Here is a 16,186-nt window from a genome sequence, read left to right as displayed (position 1 = left end):
AGGATATTTTCCGACAGAAGACTTTCCTTAACCGAATCGTAAGCTTTTCCTGCCAGAACGGTGAGGCGGTACAGGCGGGGACGCCGATGACCGTGACAGGAGACGCCACACCCCGGCCGGACGAGCGCCGGGCCGGGGTGTGTGCGGTTTCGGAGCGCCCACACCCCGGCAGGCATCTTCTGTCCTTAAATATCCCCGCCGGAGGCTCCGGCCGCGCCGTCAGGCGATGCGGCGCCTGTATGGGCGCGACGGCACAAGCCGGCAGACGGAAACCCGCTCAGCCCGCCACCCGCAGCACGATCTTTCCGATATGCTCGCCCCCTTCCATATGGGCGTGGGCGGCGGCGGCGTCAGTCAGTGGGAACTCGGCGTCCATCACCGGGCGCAGCTTGCCCGCGGCGATCAGCGGCCAGACATGGGTGCGCAGCTCATCCGCGATCCGCGCCTTGGCGAGGTCGGACTGCGGGCGCAGGGTCGAGCCGGTGATCGTCAGCCGCCGCGTCATCACCGGCGCAAGGTTCAGCGTCACCTTGGGCCCGCCGAGGAAGGCGATGAACACCAGCCGCCCCTCGTCCGCCAGCGCCTTGAGGTTGCGCGCCACATAGTCGCCGGCCACCATGTCGAGGATCAGCTCGGCCCCGCCCTCGGCACGCAGGATCTCGACGAAATCCTGCGTGCGGTAATTGATCGCGGTGGCGCCCAGCCGCTCGCAGGCGGCGCATTTCTCGTCCGAGCCGGCGGTGGCCCAGACCCGCGCCCCCAGCGCCGCGGCGATCTGGATCGCGGTGGTGCCGATCCCGGACGAGCCGCCGTGGACCAGGAAGCGCTCGCCCGCCTGCAGGCCGCCGCGCATCACCACGTTGGACCAGACGGTAAAGCAGGTCTCGGGCAGGCAGGCGGCCTCGGCCAGGCTCAGCCCCTCGGGGACCGGCAGCGCGTGGTCGGCGGGGGTCAGCACGTATTCGGCATAGCCCCCGCCCGGCAGCAGCGCGCAGACCGCATCGCCCACCGCCCAGCGGGTCACCCCCGGCCCGACCGCCGCCACATGGCCCGAACACTCCAGCCCCGGCAGATCCGATGCCCCGGGCGGCGGCGCATAGCCCCCCTGGCGTTGCAGCACGTCGGGGCGGTTCACCCCGGCATAGGCCACGCGGATCAGGATCTGCCCGGCACCGGGGGCCGGCACCGGACGGCGGGCCGGGGTCAGCACCTCGGGGGCGCCGGGGCGGGCGATCTCGATGACCTGCATGTCGTGGGGAATGGACATCACGCTTCCTTCTGATGGCCGGGCGCGGGGGCGCGCTGCGGCTTGCGGATCCAGCCGGTGGCCAGCCCGGCCAATGCGCCTGCCCCCGGCAGCTTGCGGGCGGCGGCCTTGAGCTTTTCGACCCGCATCACGTCGTCGATGCGGCGGTCGATGAAGCCGCGGGTGTCCTCGTGCCCCGGTGAGGCATCGCCCAGCCAGTAGAGCACCACCGCTCCCCAGACCGAGGCCAGCGTCGCGCGCTTGGTCCACCAGTTCACGTCCTCGGAGCCGTCGCCCAGCGCCGTCCAGATCGTATCGGCGGTTTCCCACATCAGCCGCGCGCCAAGGCCGGCGTTCTGCGGCAGCGCCATCACCGCGGTGCCGGCGCGCACCAGCTCCGGGTCCGACAGCGCCAGCCGCGTCCAGATCGCGCCGGCGATGCGGTCGCGGATGCGCCCCGAGGGCGGGGACAGCGCCATCGCCCGCGCCAGCGCCGCATCCGAGCGGCGGTGATAGGCGGCGGCCAGCCCGGCGCCGCCCTGCGGAAACAGCACCCGCGCCAGCTCCGGCGCGATCCCGCAGTCGCGCGCCCCGGCCAGCAGCGCGCGTTCGTTCATTCCGTCGAAGGGCACATGGGTCAGCGCCGCGTCCAGCAGCCGGTTGCGCTCGTCCTGCATCATCTTGCCTCCGTCAGGGTGGACATCCGCGGGACGTTGCGCTAAAGGGGCGCGTCCTGCAATCAAGTTCAACTCTAGCCTAGGAAGGTGGTGACAACCACATGCAGGTAAGCGTTCGCGACAACAACGTCGAACAGGCGCTTCGTGCCCTGAAGAAGAAACTTCAGCGCGAAGGGGTCTTTCGCGAAATGAAGCTGAAGCAACATTTCGAGAAGCCGTCGGTCAAGAAGGCCCGTGAAAAGGCCGAGGCCGTGCGCCGCGCCCGGAAACTGGCCCGGAAAAAGGCCCAGCGTGAGGGCGCGCTGTAAGGCGTCAGCGAACCGGATGGTTCAAGAAAATCCCCGTGGCCGATGGCTGCGGGGGTTTTCGATTCGGGGGCACTTCGGGCGGATCAGACCGAGCGCATCAGCCCGCCGTCGACGCGGATGTTCTGGCCGGTGATATAGCCCGCGCCCTCGGACAGCAGGAACGCGACCGTCGCCGCGATCTCGTCGGCGCGACCATAGCGCCCCATCGGGACCGATTTGCGACGCTCGTCCGTTTCCGGCAGGCTGTCGATCCAGCCGGGCAGCACGTTGTTGATGCGGATGTTCTGCGCCGCATAGGCGTCGGCATAGATCTTGGCGAAACTGGCCAGCCCCGCCCGGAACACCGCCGAGGTCGGGAACATCGCCGAGGGCTCGAACGCCCAGGCGGTCGAGATGTTGACGACCGCGCCGCCGCCCTGCGCCTGCATGATCGGGGTCACCAGCCGCAGCGGCCGGACCACATTCAGGAAATAGACCTCCATCCCGCGATGCCAGTCCTCGTCGGAAATCTCGAGGATCTGCGCCCGCGGCCCGTGCCCGGCCGAGTTCACCAGCGCGTCGATGCGCCCCCAGCGCGCCATCGCCGCGTCGACCAGCCGGCGCAGGTCCTCCTCGGACTGGTTCGAGCCGGTGACGCCGACCCCGCCCAGCTCGCCCGCCAGCGCCTCGCCCTTGCCCGAGGACGACAGCACCCCGATGTGCCAGCCGTCCTGCGCCAGCTTGCGCGCCACCGCCGCCCCCTGCCCCGAACCGCCGGCCGTGACCAGCGCGACTTTCGCCGTGGACATCTGCGCCCCCCTTTTTCTTCATGGACGAGGCAGCGTCTCATGCCGTGGGCGGGGCGGCAAGGCGCCCTCAGACCGGCAGCGCCGTGGTCTGCATCACCGTGCGCAGCGCAAAGGAGGAATGCATCTGCGCCACCCCGGGCAGGCGCGACAGGTGCTGGCGGTGGATGCGGGCGAAATCGTCGGTATCCTCGGCCATGATCTTCAGCAGGTAATCCGCGGTCCCCGCCATCAGGTGGCATTCCAGCACATCGGGAATGGCGCGCACGGCCTTTTCGAACACGTCCAGCAGCTCGTCGGCCTGGCCCGACAGGGTGATTTCCACGAACACCGTGGTGGTCCGGCCCAGCCGCCGCGGGTCCAGCAGCGCCACGTAGCCGGCGATGAATCCCGCCTCTTCCAGCCGCTGCACGCGGCGGTGGCAGGCGCTGGCCGACAGGTTCACCCGCGCGGCCAGGTCGGCGTTGGAGATCCGCCCCTCGCGTTGCAGCACTGAAAGGATCCGGCGGTCGGTCGGGTCGAGTTGCTCTGTCACATGCGGCCTTGCGGTAGGGGTCGGCGCCGACGATAGCCCGGCCCGATGCCGCCCGCCAAGCCGCAACCGCGGGTGGGGGCATCGGAAAACCGACGCCCCGCAAGCGCCGCCCCGGCGGTCAGGCGCGGTTGCGCTGGTCCGCCAGCAGGTCGCGGATCTCGGCCAGCAGCGCCTCTTGCGAGGGGCCGGCGGCGGATTCCTCGGCCTTCTGGGTTTGGATCGCGGCCGCCTTGATCCGGTTCACCATCTTGACCAGCAGGAACACCACAAAAGCGATGATGAAGAAATTGATCACCGCCGACAGGAACGAGCCCCAGGCGAACACATTCGCCCCCGCGTCGCGCGCCGCGTTCAGCGAGGTGCCCGGCGCGACCTCGACCCCGTTCAGCACCAGGTAGTTGCCGGAAAAATCGGTGCCGCCGGTGATGATGCCGATGATCGGATTGATGATGTCGCCCACCATCGAGGTGACGATGGCGGTGAACGCCGCCCCGACGATGATGCCGACGGCCATGTCCATGACATTGCCCTTGGCGATGAAATCGCGAAACTCCTTGATCATGAACCTGTCCCCTTTGAGCGCCCGCAGGCCGATGCCTTCGGGCTAGCACGAGGACTGGAAACCACGCAATTGCGATGAAAGGACAAGCCACCATGGCCGACACGCTGGACGATTTCCCGATCACCCGCCGCTGGCGGCCCCGGCGCGCAGGCGTGATCCAGCTTTACACGCTGAACACGCCGAACGGGATCAAGGCCTCGATCATGCTGGAAGAGCTGGGGCTGGACTATGATGCGCACCGCATCAGCATCAACGACCCCCAGGACCAGATGACGCCCGAGTTCCTGTCCCTGAACCCCAACAACAAGATCCCGGCGATGATCGACCCCGACGGGCCGGACGGCAAGCCGATGGGGCTGTGGGAAACGGGCGCGATGCTGATCTATCTGGCCGACAAGACCGGGCGGCTGCTGCCCGCGGGCGGGGCCGCGCGCTATCAGACGCTGCAATGGCTGATGTTCCAGATGGGCGGCGTCGGGCCGATGTTCGGACAGCTGGGCTTCTTCCACCGCTACCGCGGCGCCGAGATCGAGGACAAGCGCCCGCGCGACCGCTATGTGGCCGAGGCGCGGCGCCTGCTGGGCGTGCTCGACCGCCAGCTGGACGGGCGCGACTGGATCACAGGCGACTATTCCATCGCCGACATCGCCACCGCGCCCTGGGTCGATAACCTGCTGCGCAACTATGACGCCGGCGAGCTGGTCGGCTATGCGGATTTCCCCGTGGTCGACGCCTGGGTGCGGCGGTTCATGGCCCGCCCGGCGGTGCAGCGGGGCATGGTGGTGGGCGCGGCCTGACCGCCCCCCTTCCTTTGCACAGGTTGCGGCCGGGGGCCGGCGCCGTTATGAACCGCCCTCAGCCGCTGCCATCCCGGAGCCCCCATGACGCCTGTCGAACTGGATACCGCCCGGAAATCGGCGGTGCTTGCGAATCTGCCGCAGCCCTTGCAGGAAAAGATGCTGGAAGGCTCGCAGATCCAGACCGTCGAGACCGGCCAGACGCTGTTTTTACAGGACGAACCGGCGGATGCGCTGTTCATCGTGCTGGAGGGCTGGATCAAGCTTTACCGGATCGCCGCCAGCGGGGCCGAGGCGGTGGTCAGCGTGGTGACCCGCGGCCGCAGCTTTGGCGAGGCGGTGGCGCTGCGCGGCCTGTCCTATCCGGTCGCGGCCGAGGCGATCACCCCCAGCCGCCTGCTGCGGCTGGACGCGGCCCGCATCCGCCACCACCTGCAAAGCGACCCGGTGATGGCGACCTCGATGCTGGCGGCGACCTTTGTGCATCTGCAACAGCTGGTCGAGCAGATCGAGGGGCTCAAGGCGCGCTCGGGCGTGCAGCGGGTGGCCGAGTTCCTGCTGGACCTTGCCCCCTGCGCCGAGGGCGAATGCTCGGTCGCCCTGCCCTACAACAAGGCGCTGATTGCCGGCCGTCTGGGAATGAAGCCGGAAACCCTGTCGCGCGCCTTTGCCCGGCTGCGCGAACACGGGGTGCGCATCGACGCCGCCCGCGCCCATATCGAGGACATGGACCGGCTGCGCCAGCTGACCGCCGAGGACCCGGCCAAGGCCTGGCTGCGCTAAGCCGCCTGCGCCCGGGCCAGAACGCCCTCAGCCCGCCTGCCCCAGCGCGTAAAGCACCAGCGCCGCCAGCGCGAATGCCCCCAGCCCGGCGCCAAAGCCGCGGCGCGCGCCCGGAACGTCGGCCAGCCCCAGATAGCGGTTCAGGATGATCCGCGCCTTGAGCCAGGCGAACCCCAGGATCACCGCCCCCGCCACCGTGCCCGCCCAGGCCGGCGATTGCGGCCGCAGGATCGCCACCGCCGTCGCCGCCAGCGACAGCGCCATCAGCGCCACCCAGGCCCGCACCAGCGGATCGGACCACGACAGACGTTTCACAGCAGATAGATCACGGGGAACAGGATCACCCATACCAGGTCCACCATATGCCAGAATTGCGCCGAGGCCTCGACCGCATCGGCATTGGCGCGGATCGAGACGATGGAAAGGATCACCATCCCCGCCAGCACATGCGCAGCGTGGAACAGGGTCAGCAGCCAGTAGAAGGTAAAGAAGACATGCGCCTCGAGCCCCAGCCCGCGGCGGGCAGCATCGGCGTATTCCACCCCCTTGAGCAGCAGGAACACGCCCCCCAGCAGGATCGCCACCGCCAGCAGCCGGCGCACCGCGCGCCGGGCGCCCGCGGTGCCGGTTTCCGCCGCCCGCGCGGCCAGCGCCGCGGCAAAGCCGGAACTGACCAGCACCATGGTGTTGATCCCGGCCGACAGCCGGTGCAGCTGCGCCTGCGAATCCGCGAACCCCTGCGGGTCGCCCAGCCGCAGCACCAGAAAGATCAGCAGCGCCGCGCCGAACACCGCCAGCTCGCTGACGATCAGCACCCACATGATCAGCTCGCCCGGCAGGCCGCCCGGGTTGCGGCGGATATCCGTGGCCTCGGTCATGCGCCGACCAGCTGCCGGTAGATCTGCGGCAGCGCCTCTGGCAGGCGGTCGGGATGCGGGATCAGCGCGTGCCCGCCCTGCCCGAAGATGCGCGGGAACCACGACTTGCCGTCGCGGTCGACGGTGATGCCAAAGACCGAATGCCCGGCCCGACGCGCCTCGCGCACGGCCATGGCGCTGTCCTCAATGCCGTGGCGGCCCTCGTAGTGGTCAAGGTCATTGGGCTTGCCGTCGGTGATAACCAGCAGCAGCCGGCGCCGCCGCGCCTGCGCGGCCAGCGTGGCGCTGGCGTGGCGGATGCCCGCCCCCAGCCGCGTGTAGAAGGCCGGGCGCAGCGCCGCGATCCGGGCCTCGACCGCGGTCCCCATCGGCTCGTCGAAACGCTTGCAGGTATGGACGAACACCCGGTCGCGGCGCAGCGAGCAGAACGCCTGGATCCCCACCTGATCGCCGCAGGCATCCAGCCCCCAGGCCAGCGCCGCCAGGGCCTCGCGCTCGATGTCGATGACCGCGCGGCCGGTGACGGCGCTTTCGGTCGACCGCGAGACGTCCAGCAGGATCGACACCGCCAGGTCGCGGTTCTGCGGACGCGACTGTTTCCAGATCCGGTCCGAGCCCTCGCCCGACACGATCAGCCCCACCCGCGACTGCACGGTGGCGTCCAGGTCCAGCTCTTCGCCGTCGCGGTGGCCGGTGGTGACGACCCGCCCGGGGCGCATCGCCTCGAACTGCCGGCGCACGGCGCGGATACGGCGGCGCGCGGCCTCGTCAAAGGGCGCGGGGGCGTCGGCGGGGGTCTCGGGTTCGCTGTCCAGCACCCGCGCGTGCGAGGGCAGATAGCGCCCCGACCGCGCCTCCCACTCGGGATAGGTGAAGACGCCGGAAATCGCCTCGCGGTCCACGTCCTCGGGGGCAAGGTCCAGATGCAGCTTCAGCCGCGTGGCGGGGGCCTTGCTGATCTGGCCTAGCCCCAGCTCGTCCTGGTCGTCCAGAGCCTTGCGGGCGCTGTCGTCGTCGTCATCCTCGACCCGGCGGTTGAGGTTGAGGAACTCGGCCCAGCTCAGGATCGCCTCGAACTTGTTGATGATCAGGCTGTCCTTGCGGTTGGCGTCGTCAGCCTTGCGTCGCCGGGCGCGGATGGTCTTTTCGCCGGCCTCGGTCGAGGGCTCCTCGCCCGCTTCGTCGGCCTCGCGCGTGGCCACCCGTTCGGACGAAACGCTGGCGTCGCCCGCGGCCACCCACAGCGTCACCGGCCGGATCGGCTGGTAAAGCCGCGTGGCGGTGAACCCCGACAGATCGCCCGCATCGATCGCGGCCAGCATCCCGGCCGCGCGTTCGTCCAGCGGCGCCGGATCGCCCAGCAGATGCCGGGCCACCGCCTCGACCGCGGCCTCGTCCGGGGGCAGCTTGGGCAACGGCCGCGCCGCCAGCAACAGCGCGCGCAGCTCGTCATAAAGCGGCATCAGCCCCGGCGCCGATTCGGCCACCCACGCCACGGTGGCGCGGGCCGAGCCCAGCCAGGCCAGGTCGCGCCGCAGCGGGTCGTCGCCCACATCCGCCGGCAGCACCAGATGCGCGGCATGCGCCGCCAGCCACAGATACAGCGCCCCGTTGGCCTCGGCCGCGGGCAGGATCGCCAGCGAGGCCGGCAGCCGCAGGATGCCGCCGTCGAACTCGGCCTGCGGCACCGCCTCGGCCTCGGTCCCCAGCCGGCGCAGCCAGCTCAGCCGGTGCCGGCTGACCCGGTCGGCGGTCGGGCGCATCTCGATCGAATGATCGCCGCCCAGGCCCCGGAACAGCACCGCCAGCCGCCCCGCCACCTCGGACAGCGCCACCCGCGCGTCCTCATGCTCGGGGATCGCCTCGAAACCGCTGGCCCAGCCGTGCCACAGCTTGCCGATGGTCTCTTCCGGCTCCCACGGCTCGATCTCGCGCCAGTCCACCCGCGCGGCCATGATGGCACCTTTCTTCATCATCCAAATATCCCGGGGGTCCGGGGGCTGGCCCCCGGTCCCAGGGGTTCAGCCCAGAACCGCCACCACCAGGTCGGCCAGCCCGCGCTTGATGTCGGCGTCGTCGGTCAGCGGCTCGATCATCGCCGCGGCGATGGCGCGGTCCAGGTCCATGCCGCCGGCGATCAGCGTCGCCGCATAGACCACCAGCCGGGTCGAGACGCCCTCTTCCAGGTCCTGCCCCTTCAGGGCCCGCAGCTTGCCGGCCAGCCGCACCAGCATCGCGGCGCGACGTTCGTCGATGCCGCTTTCCTCGATCACGATGGTCTTTTCCTGCTCGGGCGGCGGAAAATCGAACTCCATCGCCAAGAAGCGCTGGCGGGTCGAGGGTTTCAGCGTCTTGAGGATGTTCTGGTAGCCGGGGTTGTAGGACGCCACCAGCATGAAGCCGGGCGCGGCCTCCAGCTCTTCGCCGGTGCGGTCGATGGGCAGGATGCGGCGGTCATCGGTCAGCGGGTGCAGCACCACGGTGACGTCCTTGCGCGCCTCGACCACCTCGTCGAGATAGCAGATCGCGCCCTCGCGCACCGCCCGGGTCAGCGGCCCGTCCACCCAGACGGTCTCTCCGCCCTTGAGCAGATAGCGCCCGATCAGGTCCGAGGCCGACAGGTCGTCGTGGCAGGCCACGGTGTAGAGCTTGCGTCCCAGCCGCGCCGCCATATGGGTGACGAAGCGGGTCTTGCCGCAGCCGGTCGGGCCTTTCAGCAGCACCGGCAGGTCGTTGCGGGCCGCGGCCTCGAACACCTCGATCTCGTCGCGCTGCGGAAGATAGAAGGGGGCTGCCGCCCCCTCCTTCGTTGTCGTTGCATGAGCGTTCATCGTCTTACTCCGCCGGCTCGATATGGCCGTCCTTGTGGGCCTGAACCGGGCCGGGGGTAAAGACCTCGCGCCGCACCACCGCGATCGAGTAGATGAACAGCAGCGCCCCAAGCACCACGGCCACACCCGACCCGAAGCGCATCCAGTAGAAGATGGCCAGCTGGTCCTGCACGTCCATATAGGCCTCGCCGTTCACCCGCTGCAGGTGGGTCTGCACCGTTCCCGCGAACGTGAGCGTGAAGGTCATGAACAGCATCCCGCCCGACATCAGCCAGAAGGACGCCATGTTCAGCACCTGGTTATAGGGGTCGCGGTTGCGCATGATTGGCATCGCATAGGTGATGATCGCCAGCACCAGGCAGACATAGGCGCCGTAGAAGGCCAGGTGGCCGTGGGCGGCGGTGATCTGCGTGCCGTGGGTGTAGTAGTTCACCCCGTGCAGCGTGTGCAGGAAGCCCCAGATCCCGGCGCCGAAGAACGCCAGCACGGTGCAGCCCAGCGACCACAGCAGCGCGGCCTTGTTCGGGTGGTCGCGGCGGCCCTTCCAGACCATCACGAAGGCGAAGGCCATCATCGCGAAGAAGGGCACGATCTCGAAGCTCGAGAAGATCGAGCCGACCCACTGCCAGTACGCCGGCAGGCCGATCCAGTAGTAGTGGTGCCCGGTCCCCAGGATCCCCGAGAACAGCGCGGTGGCGACGATGACATACAGCCACTTTTCCACCACCTCGCGGTCGACGCCGGTCAGCTTCAGCATCAGGAAGGCCAGGATGGCGGCCATCACCAGTTCCCAGACGCCTTCCACCCACAGGTGGACGACCCACCACCAGTACTGCTTGTCCAGCACCAGGTTCGCGGGGTTGTAGAAGGCGAACAGGAACAGCAGCGCCAGACCCCAGAGCCCCAGCAGCAGCACGTTCGAGATCGCGGTCTTGCGCCCCTTCAGCACCGTCAGCGTGACGTTGTAGAGGAAGATCAGCGCCGCGACGACGATGCCCACCTTGACCCATTTGGGCTGTTCCAGGAACTCGCGCCCCTCCTTGCCCAGCAGCCAGTTGCCGTTGAACAGGTCGAACAGATAGGTCACGACCACCCCGGCCGTGCCCAGCACCAGGATCGCCAGCTGCAGATAGGCCAGCGTGGGCGAATGGATGTCACGCTCGGCTTCCTCGGGGACGAGGTAATAGGCCGAGCCGAAGAACCCCAGCAGCAGCCAGACGATCAGGCTGTTGCTGTGCAGCATCCGCACCACGCTGAACGGCAGCGAGTCGGACAGGAAATTGGGCTGCACATAGATATAGCCCATGATCAGGCCCATCGTGACCTGCACGGCAAACAGCGCCATCGCGACCGAAAAATACGCGAGGGCTATGTTCTGAGTACGATATTTCATGTTTTTCGTCCCTCGCTCAGCCCGCGTCGTTCGGCGGCCAGTCCTGGGTGTTGATCGTGCTGGTCCAGACCAGGAAATCGCTCAGCTGGCGAAACTCCTCGTCGGTCAGCGGGAAGTTCGGCATCTGGCGCCGTCCCTCGATGTCGGTGGGCATCGCCTGCATCCAGGTCTTGAGCGCATCTGCCGCGCCCTCGGGGTCGTCCTGCACGCCCCAGCGCACCATGACGTTGCCCAGTTCGGGCGCAAAATACGCCCCTTCGCCCAGCAGCGAATGGCAGTTGATGCAGGTATGCCGTTCCCAGATGTGTTTCCCGGCCGCCACGCTGTCGGTCAGCGTGGCTTTGTTGGTGGACACATTCACGGCATAGATGTGGCTGTGCACCGTCATTGCCACGAATATGGCAATAAAGAACAATGACCCGCCATAAAAGACGTTGCGGGCCATGCTCTTGGTCATGACGTCGCTCATGGCGGCGGTCCCTTCGAGCAATTTCGACTGTGTGTCACGATAACGATAACGTGGCCCCGGACCTTGCCCAAAGTCAACCGAAACGCGATTCCACATTTATTCTGTCGGAAATCCGGGTCCTGCGTGCCAAATCTGCATCCCGGCCGCGATTCCGCCCCCGCCCGGCACGGCGGCGTCAGCCCGCCAGTACCTCGAGCCGGGCGCCCGGGAAGCGCGCCAGCGCCCGGTCGATCGCCGGCCGGTCCAGCAGCACCGCGGCGGTGGACAGCGCATCGGCCAGCGCGGCGCTGTCGGCGCTGATCGAAACCAGCACCCAGTGCGGCGCCTCCCCTCCGGGGCCAAGGATATGCGGTCGCTGTGCCGGCCCGATTCGGGTACCGAGCGCCGCCGAGGTCGCCAATGCCCGCTCGCGCAGGGCCAACTCGCGCACCGGCTGGCCGCCGGGGGCCTCGATCCGCACCTGCCAGTCGCGCGCGCCCAGCGCCCGGATCTCGCCCGCGTCGATCAGCACCTCGCGCAGGCCGTGGCTGCGGGCGACCTCGGCCAGACGGTCGGCGGCGGCGCCCTGGGCGATGCCGTTCAGGGTCAGCGCCATGCCCGGGCGGGACAGGCGGATTTTCTGCGGGGTGATCTGCACGCCCCCCCACCCGACCAGCGCGCGGGCGGCGGTCTCGTCCTCGCCCCGCCGCCGGGCGTCCCACAGCGGCTGCACGGTGGGGTCAAAGGCGCCGCCGGTGGCGTCATGCACGCGCCCCGCCAGCTCCAGCAGCGCCACCATCCCGGGCGAGGGCTGCGCCAGCCGCCCGACGGCGTTCAGCCGCGTCAGCTCGGAACCGGTATAAAGCGAGAACTGCCGCTCGATACTGCGCAGCGCCCGCTCGGCTTCGGCAAAGAAGGCGCGGGCGGTGCGGGCATCGCCGCCCGCGACGGTCAGCTGCACATCCGCGCCCAGCGCCACGCCGCGCCAGACATGGCGGTCGGACGCCGCCCGGGCCGCGGCCCCCGGCAGCACCGCCGCCAGCGCGGCCAGCGCCAGAAACCGGCGCCGCGGCAGGCGGGGGGCGGTCATCGCGCCCCGCCTCGGGCGCGCGGCGTGGTCCAGACCGGCCACAGCGCCACCAGGAACAGCGCGAACGCCAGCACCCACAGCGCCCCCGCGCCCACGGTGCCGACAAAGTGGAACATCTCGGGCCAGGTCGAGGCCGCCCAGCGCAGGCCCGCCGCCACCGGCAGCAGCACATAGCCCCAGATCAGCGGCGCCGAGGCACGGATCGGGCGGCCAGAGTGGCCCAGGCTCGCCCGGCTCATGATCGACAGGGTCATGCCGCCGACGGCGCCGACGCCCAGCAGGTGCAGCCCGGCGATTTCCGAGCCCAGCCCCAGCAGCGACAGCCCCCAGCCCAGCAGGCCCAGCCCCAGGAACAGGTAGCTGGCGTGCATGGTCCAGACGATCGGGTCGCGCAGCGTGTCCAGCGGCCGCCAGCCCGACAGCCGCAGCAGCGCCGCCAGACCGGCGACCACCGCCACGGCGCCGGTCAGCGCCGCGGGGACATCGGCGGTGGCCAGCAGCGCGGTCAGCAGCGCCAGCACGATGCCCGCCATGTCGATGCGGGGCCGCGACACCGGCACCGCCGCGCCCGGGTTCACGCGCAGCAGCGCGTTGCGGGTGAAGGCGGGGGTGACGCGGCCGCCGAGGATGGCGATCATCGCGCAGACCGTCAGCAGCCCGCCGCGGATCCCCTGCGCTTCGGTCCCGGCCAGCCCCATCCAGTCCAGATGCACCAGCAGGTTGGCGACCCAGGCCAGCGTCAGCAGCCCCAGGAACATCAGGTTCTGCGGCTTGGGCCGGACCAGCAGCTGCGCCAGCATGGTGGCGGCCAGCACCGGCAGGAACGCCAGGTCGACCAGCGCCACCAGCCACCCCGGCAGCACCATCGCGAACCACACCGCCACGCGGCCCGCCAGCCACAGCCCGGCCAGCAGAGTGATCACCCGGGCCGAGGCCGGGCGGGCGCCGGTCCAGTTCGGCACCGCGGTCAGGAAGAACCCGGCGATCGCCGCAAAGGCAAAGCCGAACACCATCTCATGCGCGTGCCAGGCGATCGGGGCGGGGGCAAAGGGCAGATCGGCCAGCCCGCCGGCCCAGACCAGCCACACCCCCAGCGCCACCACGGCGTAGATCCCCGCCGCCATGAAGAACACGCGCCAGCCCTCTTGCAGGATGATCGAGCGGCCAGAGGTGGTTTTTTCGTTGAGCACGGCAGTCATGTCCTCTCCTGTTGCGAGCGGAACGAGGGGGGTTGCAGCGGCCCCGGCACCCCGGCCGCGGCAGCATGGGCCGAAGCCGGCACCTGTGTCGGCGTCAGCGGCGGCGGGGCGGGCGGGGATGCGGGCGCAGGCGGGATCGGCGGCGCGGTGAAGCCGCCGCCCATGCCGCCGCCCGGCCCCGCCCCGGCGCCGCGGGCGCGGCGCTTGAGCACGGGGCAGGTGTTTTCGTCGTTCATGATCACCTGGCAGCGCAGGCACAGCACGCATTCATTGGCGTTGATGCGGCCCAGCGGGTCGATGGCGCCGACGGTGCATTTCGTCTCGCACAGCCGGCACTCGCGGCCGCATTGCGGGCGGCGCTTGAGCCAGTCGAAGATCTTGAGCTTGGCCGGCAGCGCCAGCCCCGCCCCCAGCGGGCACAGATAGCGGCAGAAGAAGCGTTCAATGAACAGCCCGGCGCCCAGGAGCACCAGCACATACAGCACGAACGGCCAGGCCCGCATGAAGCGCATGGAGATGGCGGTCTTGAACGGCTCGACCTCGGCCAGGATCAGCGCCTGTTCCATCGAATAGAAGGACAGCGCCACCAGCCCGACGAACAGCGAATACTTGATGACCCACAGCCGTTCATGCAGCGCCTGCGGGACGGCGATCTGGCGCACGCCCAGCCGCTGCGCGGCCTGGTTGGTCAGTTCCTGAAGCGCGCCGAACGGGCACAGCCAGCCGCAGAACACCCCGCGACCCCAGAACAGCATCCCCAGCGCCACCGCCGACCACAGCACGAAGATCAGCGGCGCGACCAGGAAGGTTTCCCAGCGGAACCCCGACAGCACCGCGTGGATGAAGGCGATCACCTGCACCACCGACAGCTGCGCGCCCAGCCCCCAGCCCAGCACCACCAGCGTCGTGGCCAGATAGCCCAGCCGCAGCCACAGCCACAGCCGCTTGCGGCGCACGATCCATTCCTGCGCGAACAGGATCAGCCCCAGCACCGCCAGCATCACCCCGACGACCACGATCTGCGGCTGCTTGTCCTGCCACGCCTGCAGCCACAGCGGCTCTTCGGGCGGCGGCGGCGCGACGCGGAACGGCTCGGGCAGCGCGGCCTCGGTGCTGACGGGCAGGACCAGCAGCTCGCCCTCGCGCCCGGCGCGGGCGGTCAGCACGGTGACGCGGAACGGGCGGGTCAGGTCCAGCCCGCCCGCCTCGGGGTCCGCGTTGATGCGAAAGACGCTGGTTTCCTTGAGCTCGGGCGCGCCCTCGATCGAAAGCCCCGAAATCTGGGTGTAATCCTCGGCCATCGGCACCAGCGTCACCGGGCCTTGCGCGATCTCGATCCGCTCGAACCGGCCCGAGCGCCGCCATTCCGTGCCGCGATGCGATTGCAGCCCGCGCGACATCACCGCCAGCAGCGCCTGATCCGGGCCCAGCGCGCCGGCGAGTTCCGTCAGCCGCTGCGCGCCCAGCAGGTTCTGCCCCACGGTGGGGGTGTCGATGATCCCGGTCCACAGCTCCAGCCAGGGCGCGTCCGAGGGGGTGACGGGCTGGCGCGCGCCCGCCAGCGCCTTGGCGGCGTCGGCCATGCTCACCCGCACATGCGACAGCGCCCCCATGGATTCCAGCGCCGCCCAGTCGGCGGGGGCATAGGCCACGCGGTCGATCACCCCGCCGCCGGTCTGCGCCGCCGCCAGGATGCGGGCGCTGCGCAGGATGCCGTCGCGGATCACCCCGGTCGAGACGGTGGCCCGCGCGATCACATCGGGCAGCCCCTCGGCGCGGGTGGCGGCCTGCGCGGTGTCGTAGCCGGCGAAACCGTCGACATAGGCGGCGATGTCGGCGTCCGAGATGCCCAGCGTCAGCACCGGCTCGTTATGGCGCATCAGCTGCGCGCCGGCGATGGTCCCGTCGGGGGCGACGGCGACCAGCACCTCGAGCGGCAGCCCGGAATAGCCGGTCGAGCTCGCCAGCTCCCAGGTCGAGCCGATCAACCCCAGCGTGCGCCCCTCGGCCTCGACCCGCCACGAGGGCGCGGGGGTATCCTGCCGGGTGACGATGACCTGGCCGTCCTGCGGCGCCCCGAACAGCCGCGCCGCCAGCGCCGCGTCGGGCACCGCCGGGGCCACGGTTTCGGCCCCGATTCCCAGCCCCAGCCGGGTTTCCGCCGGGGTTTCGGCGACCGCCGGCATCCCCAGGGACAGCGCCGCCAGCGACAGCGCCAGCAGCCGCGCCAGCGCCGGGGCGGCGGCGGCGGCAAGGGCGCGGCGCAAGGGGACAGGCAGTTGCATGGAGGCTCCGTCATGGTTGCAGACAACGCCGATCGTGCCATGGTAAGCGAGGCGTCATCCGAAATCAGCCTGCCGCCGGCCGGCAGCCCCCACCTTAACTGAAGTCAAGGACACCGCACACGCGATCGTTATAATTCTTTTCGCCTCACCAGCTAAACGGAGAGACTTCATGAAGTTCCCAGCGCATACTGCCAGGTCATCGCTCCTGGCATCTGCGGCACTGGCCCTGCTGTTCGCCACGGGTTTCGCGGCGGCACAGACGGCCGAGACCGCACCTGCCGAATCAGAAGCCGCGGCTGCCGATTCGGATCCGAACGCGGTCAGCGGCCCCAAGGCCGGCCCCGACACCGAGGTCCAGGAGCTGCCCCG

General features: G+C 69.8%; 17 protein-coding genes. 3 read left to right on the top strand and 14 right to left on the bottom strand.

Features of this window, described 5'->3' with window-relative positions:
• Nucleotides 1–277: 277 nt before the first annotated feature.
• Nucleotides 278–1,267, bottom strand: coding sequence for an NAD(P)H-quinone oxidoreductase (locus BUB57_RS12180; RefSeq protein WP_073067387.1), 990 nt, complete (start codon nucleotides 1,265–1,267; stop codon nucleotides 278–280).
• Entirely contained in the window at nucleotides 1,267–1,923 is a 657-nt protein-coding gene (locus tag BUB57_RS12175) for a COQ9 family protein (protein ID WP_073067565.1), read from the bottom strand. Before BUB57_RS12175 ends, BUB57_RS12180 begins: the two co-directional genes overlap by 1 nt.
• A gap of 101 nt (nucleotides 1,924–2,024) precedes the next feature.
• Here BUB57_RS12175 and rpsU point away from each other — a divergent pair, with 101 nt between their 5' ends.
• A complete protein-coding gene (gene rpsU, locus BUB57_RS12170; protein ID WP_011748553.1) occupies nucleotides 2,025–2,231 on the top strand; it encodes a 30S ribosomal protein S21 in 207 nt (68 codons plus the stop codon).
• A gap of 83 nt (nucleotides 2,232–2,314) precedes the next feature.
• Here the strand turns inward: rpsU and BUB57_RS12165 are convergent, their stop codons facing one another.
• The 3 genes from BUB57_RS12165 to mscL form a co-directional block, all read right to left on the bottom strand.
• Nucleotides 2,315–3,019, bottom strand: coding sequence for an SDR family oxidoreductase (locus BUB57_RS12165; protein ID WP_073067385.1), 705 nt, complete (start codon nucleotides 3,017–3,019; stop codon nucleotides 2,315–2,317).
• Nucleotides 3,020–3,086: 67 nt separating this feature from the next.
• Nucleotides 3,087–3,551, bottom strand: coding sequence for an Lrp/AsnC family transcriptional regulator (locus BUB57_RS12160; protein ID WP_073067382.1), 465 nt, complete (start codon nucleotides 3,549–3,551; stop codon nucleotides 3,087–3,089).
• A 118-nt stretch (nucleotides 3,552–3,669) separates the two neighbouring features.
• A complete protein-coding gene (gene mscL, locus BUB57_RS12155) occupies nucleotides 3,670–4,113 on the bottom strand; it encodes a large conductance mechanosensitive channel protein MscL (RefSeq protein WP_073067380.1) in 444 nt (147 codons plus the stop codon).
• Nucleotides 4,114–4,205: 92 nt separating this feature from the next.
• On the opposite strand from mscL, the gene BUB57_RS12150 reads away from it, so the two are divergent.
• Together BUB57_RS12150 and BUB57_RS12145 are read left to right on the top strand one after the other, a co-directional pair.
• On the top strand, nucleotides 4,206–4,910 hold the full coding sequence (locus tag BUB57_RS12150; RefSeq protein WP_073067378.1) for a glutathione binding-like protein: 705 nt from the start codon (nucleotides 4,206–4,208) through the stop codon (nucleotides 4,908–4,910).
• Nucleotides 4,911–4,994: 84 nt separating this feature from the next.
• On the top strand, nucleotides 4,995–5,693 hold the full coding sequence (locus tag BUB57_RS12145; RefSeq protein WP_073067375.1) for a Crp/Fnr family transcriptional regulator: 699 nt from the start codon (nucleotides 4,995–4,997) through the stop codon (nucleotides 5,691–5,693).
• A 27-nt stretch (nucleotides 5,694–5,720) separates the two neighbouring features.
• Here the strand turns inward: BUB57_RS12145 and BUB57_RS12140 are convergent, their stop codons facing one another.
• From BUB57_RS12140 to BUB57_RS12100, 9 genes are all read right to left on the bottom strand, one after another.
• The gene (locus BUB57_RS12140) at nucleotides 5,721–6,008 is read right to left on the bottom strand and encodes a hypothetical protein (protein ID WP_073067373.1); all 288 of its coding nucleotides are present in this window, start codon (nucleotides 6,006–6,008) and stop codon (nucleotides 5,721–5,723) included.
• Entirely contained in the window at nucleotides 6,005–6,571 is a 567-nt protein-coding gene (locus tag BUB57_RS12135; RefSeq protein ID WP_073067371.1) for a cytochrome c oxidase subunit 3, read from the bottom strand. The genes BUB57_RS12140 and BUB57_RS12135 overlap by 4 nt, the downstream gene beginning before the upstream one ends.
• Nucleotides 6,568–8,547: a nitric oxide reductase activation protein NorD gene (locus BUB57_RS12130; protein WP_234952068.1), complete on the bottom strand. Its 1,980-nt coding sequence runs from the start codon at nucleotides 8,545–8,547 to the stop codon at nucleotides 6,568–6,570. Before BUB57_RS12130 ends, BUB57_RS12135 begins: the two co-directional genes overlap by 4 nt.
• A gap of 45 nt (nucleotides 8,548–8,592) precedes the next feature.
• Complete coding sequence (locus BUB57_RS12125) at nucleotides 8,593–9,402, bottom strand: CbbQ/NirQ/NorQ/GpvN family protein (protein WP_073067369.1); 810 nt, start codon at nucleotides 9,400–9,402, stop codon at nucleotides 8,593–8,595.
• A 4-nt stretch (nucleotides 9,403–9,406) separates the two neighbouring features.
• A complete protein-coding gene (locus tag BUB57_RS12120) occupies nucleotides 9,407–10,795 on the bottom strand; it encodes a cbb3-type cytochrome c oxidase subunit I (protein WP_073067367.1) in 1,389 nt (462 codons plus the stop codon).
• 16 nt (nucleotides 10,796–10,811) lie between these two features.
• A complete protein-coding gene (locus BUB57_RS12115; RefSeq protein WP_073067364.1) occupies nucleotides 10,812–11,264 on the bottom strand; it encodes a c-type cytochrome in 453 nt (150 codons plus the stop codon).
• A gap of 175 nt (nucleotides 11,265–11,439) precedes the next feature.
• On the bottom strand, nucleotides 11,440–12,333 hold the full coding sequence (locus BUB57_RS12110) for an FAD:protein FMN transferase (RefSeq protein WP_073067561.1): 894 nt from the start codon (nucleotides 12,331–12,333) through the stop codon (nucleotides 11,440–11,442).
• Complete coding sequence (locus BUB57_RS12105) at nucleotides 12,330–13,532, bottom strand: NnrS family protein (protein WP_073067362.1); 1,203 nt, start codon at nucleotides 13,530–13,532, stop codon at nucleotides 12,330–12,332. The genes BUB57_RS12110 and BUB57_RS12105 overlap by 4 nt, the downstream gene beginning before the upstream one ends.
• Nucleotides 13,529–15,817, bottom strand: coding sequence for a NosR/NirI family protein (locus BUB57_RS12100; RefSeq protein WP_234952067.1), 2,289 nt, complete (start codon nucleotides 15,815–15,817; stop codon nucleotides 13,529–13,531). The genes BUB57_RS12105 and BUB57_RS12100 overlap by 4 nt, the downstream gene beginning before the upstream one ends.
• Nucleotides 15,818–16,186 lie beyond the last annotated feature (369 nt).

Origin of the sequence: Paracoccus solventivorans (assembly GCF_900142875.1) — a bacterium.
Classification (GTDB): Bacteria; Pseudomonadota; Alphaproteobacteria; order Rhodobacterales; family Rhodobacteraceae; genus Paracoccus; species Paracoccus solventivorans.
Note: the sequence above shows the minus strand (reverse complement) of the source record. Positions and strands in the feature narration are given on the sequence as shown.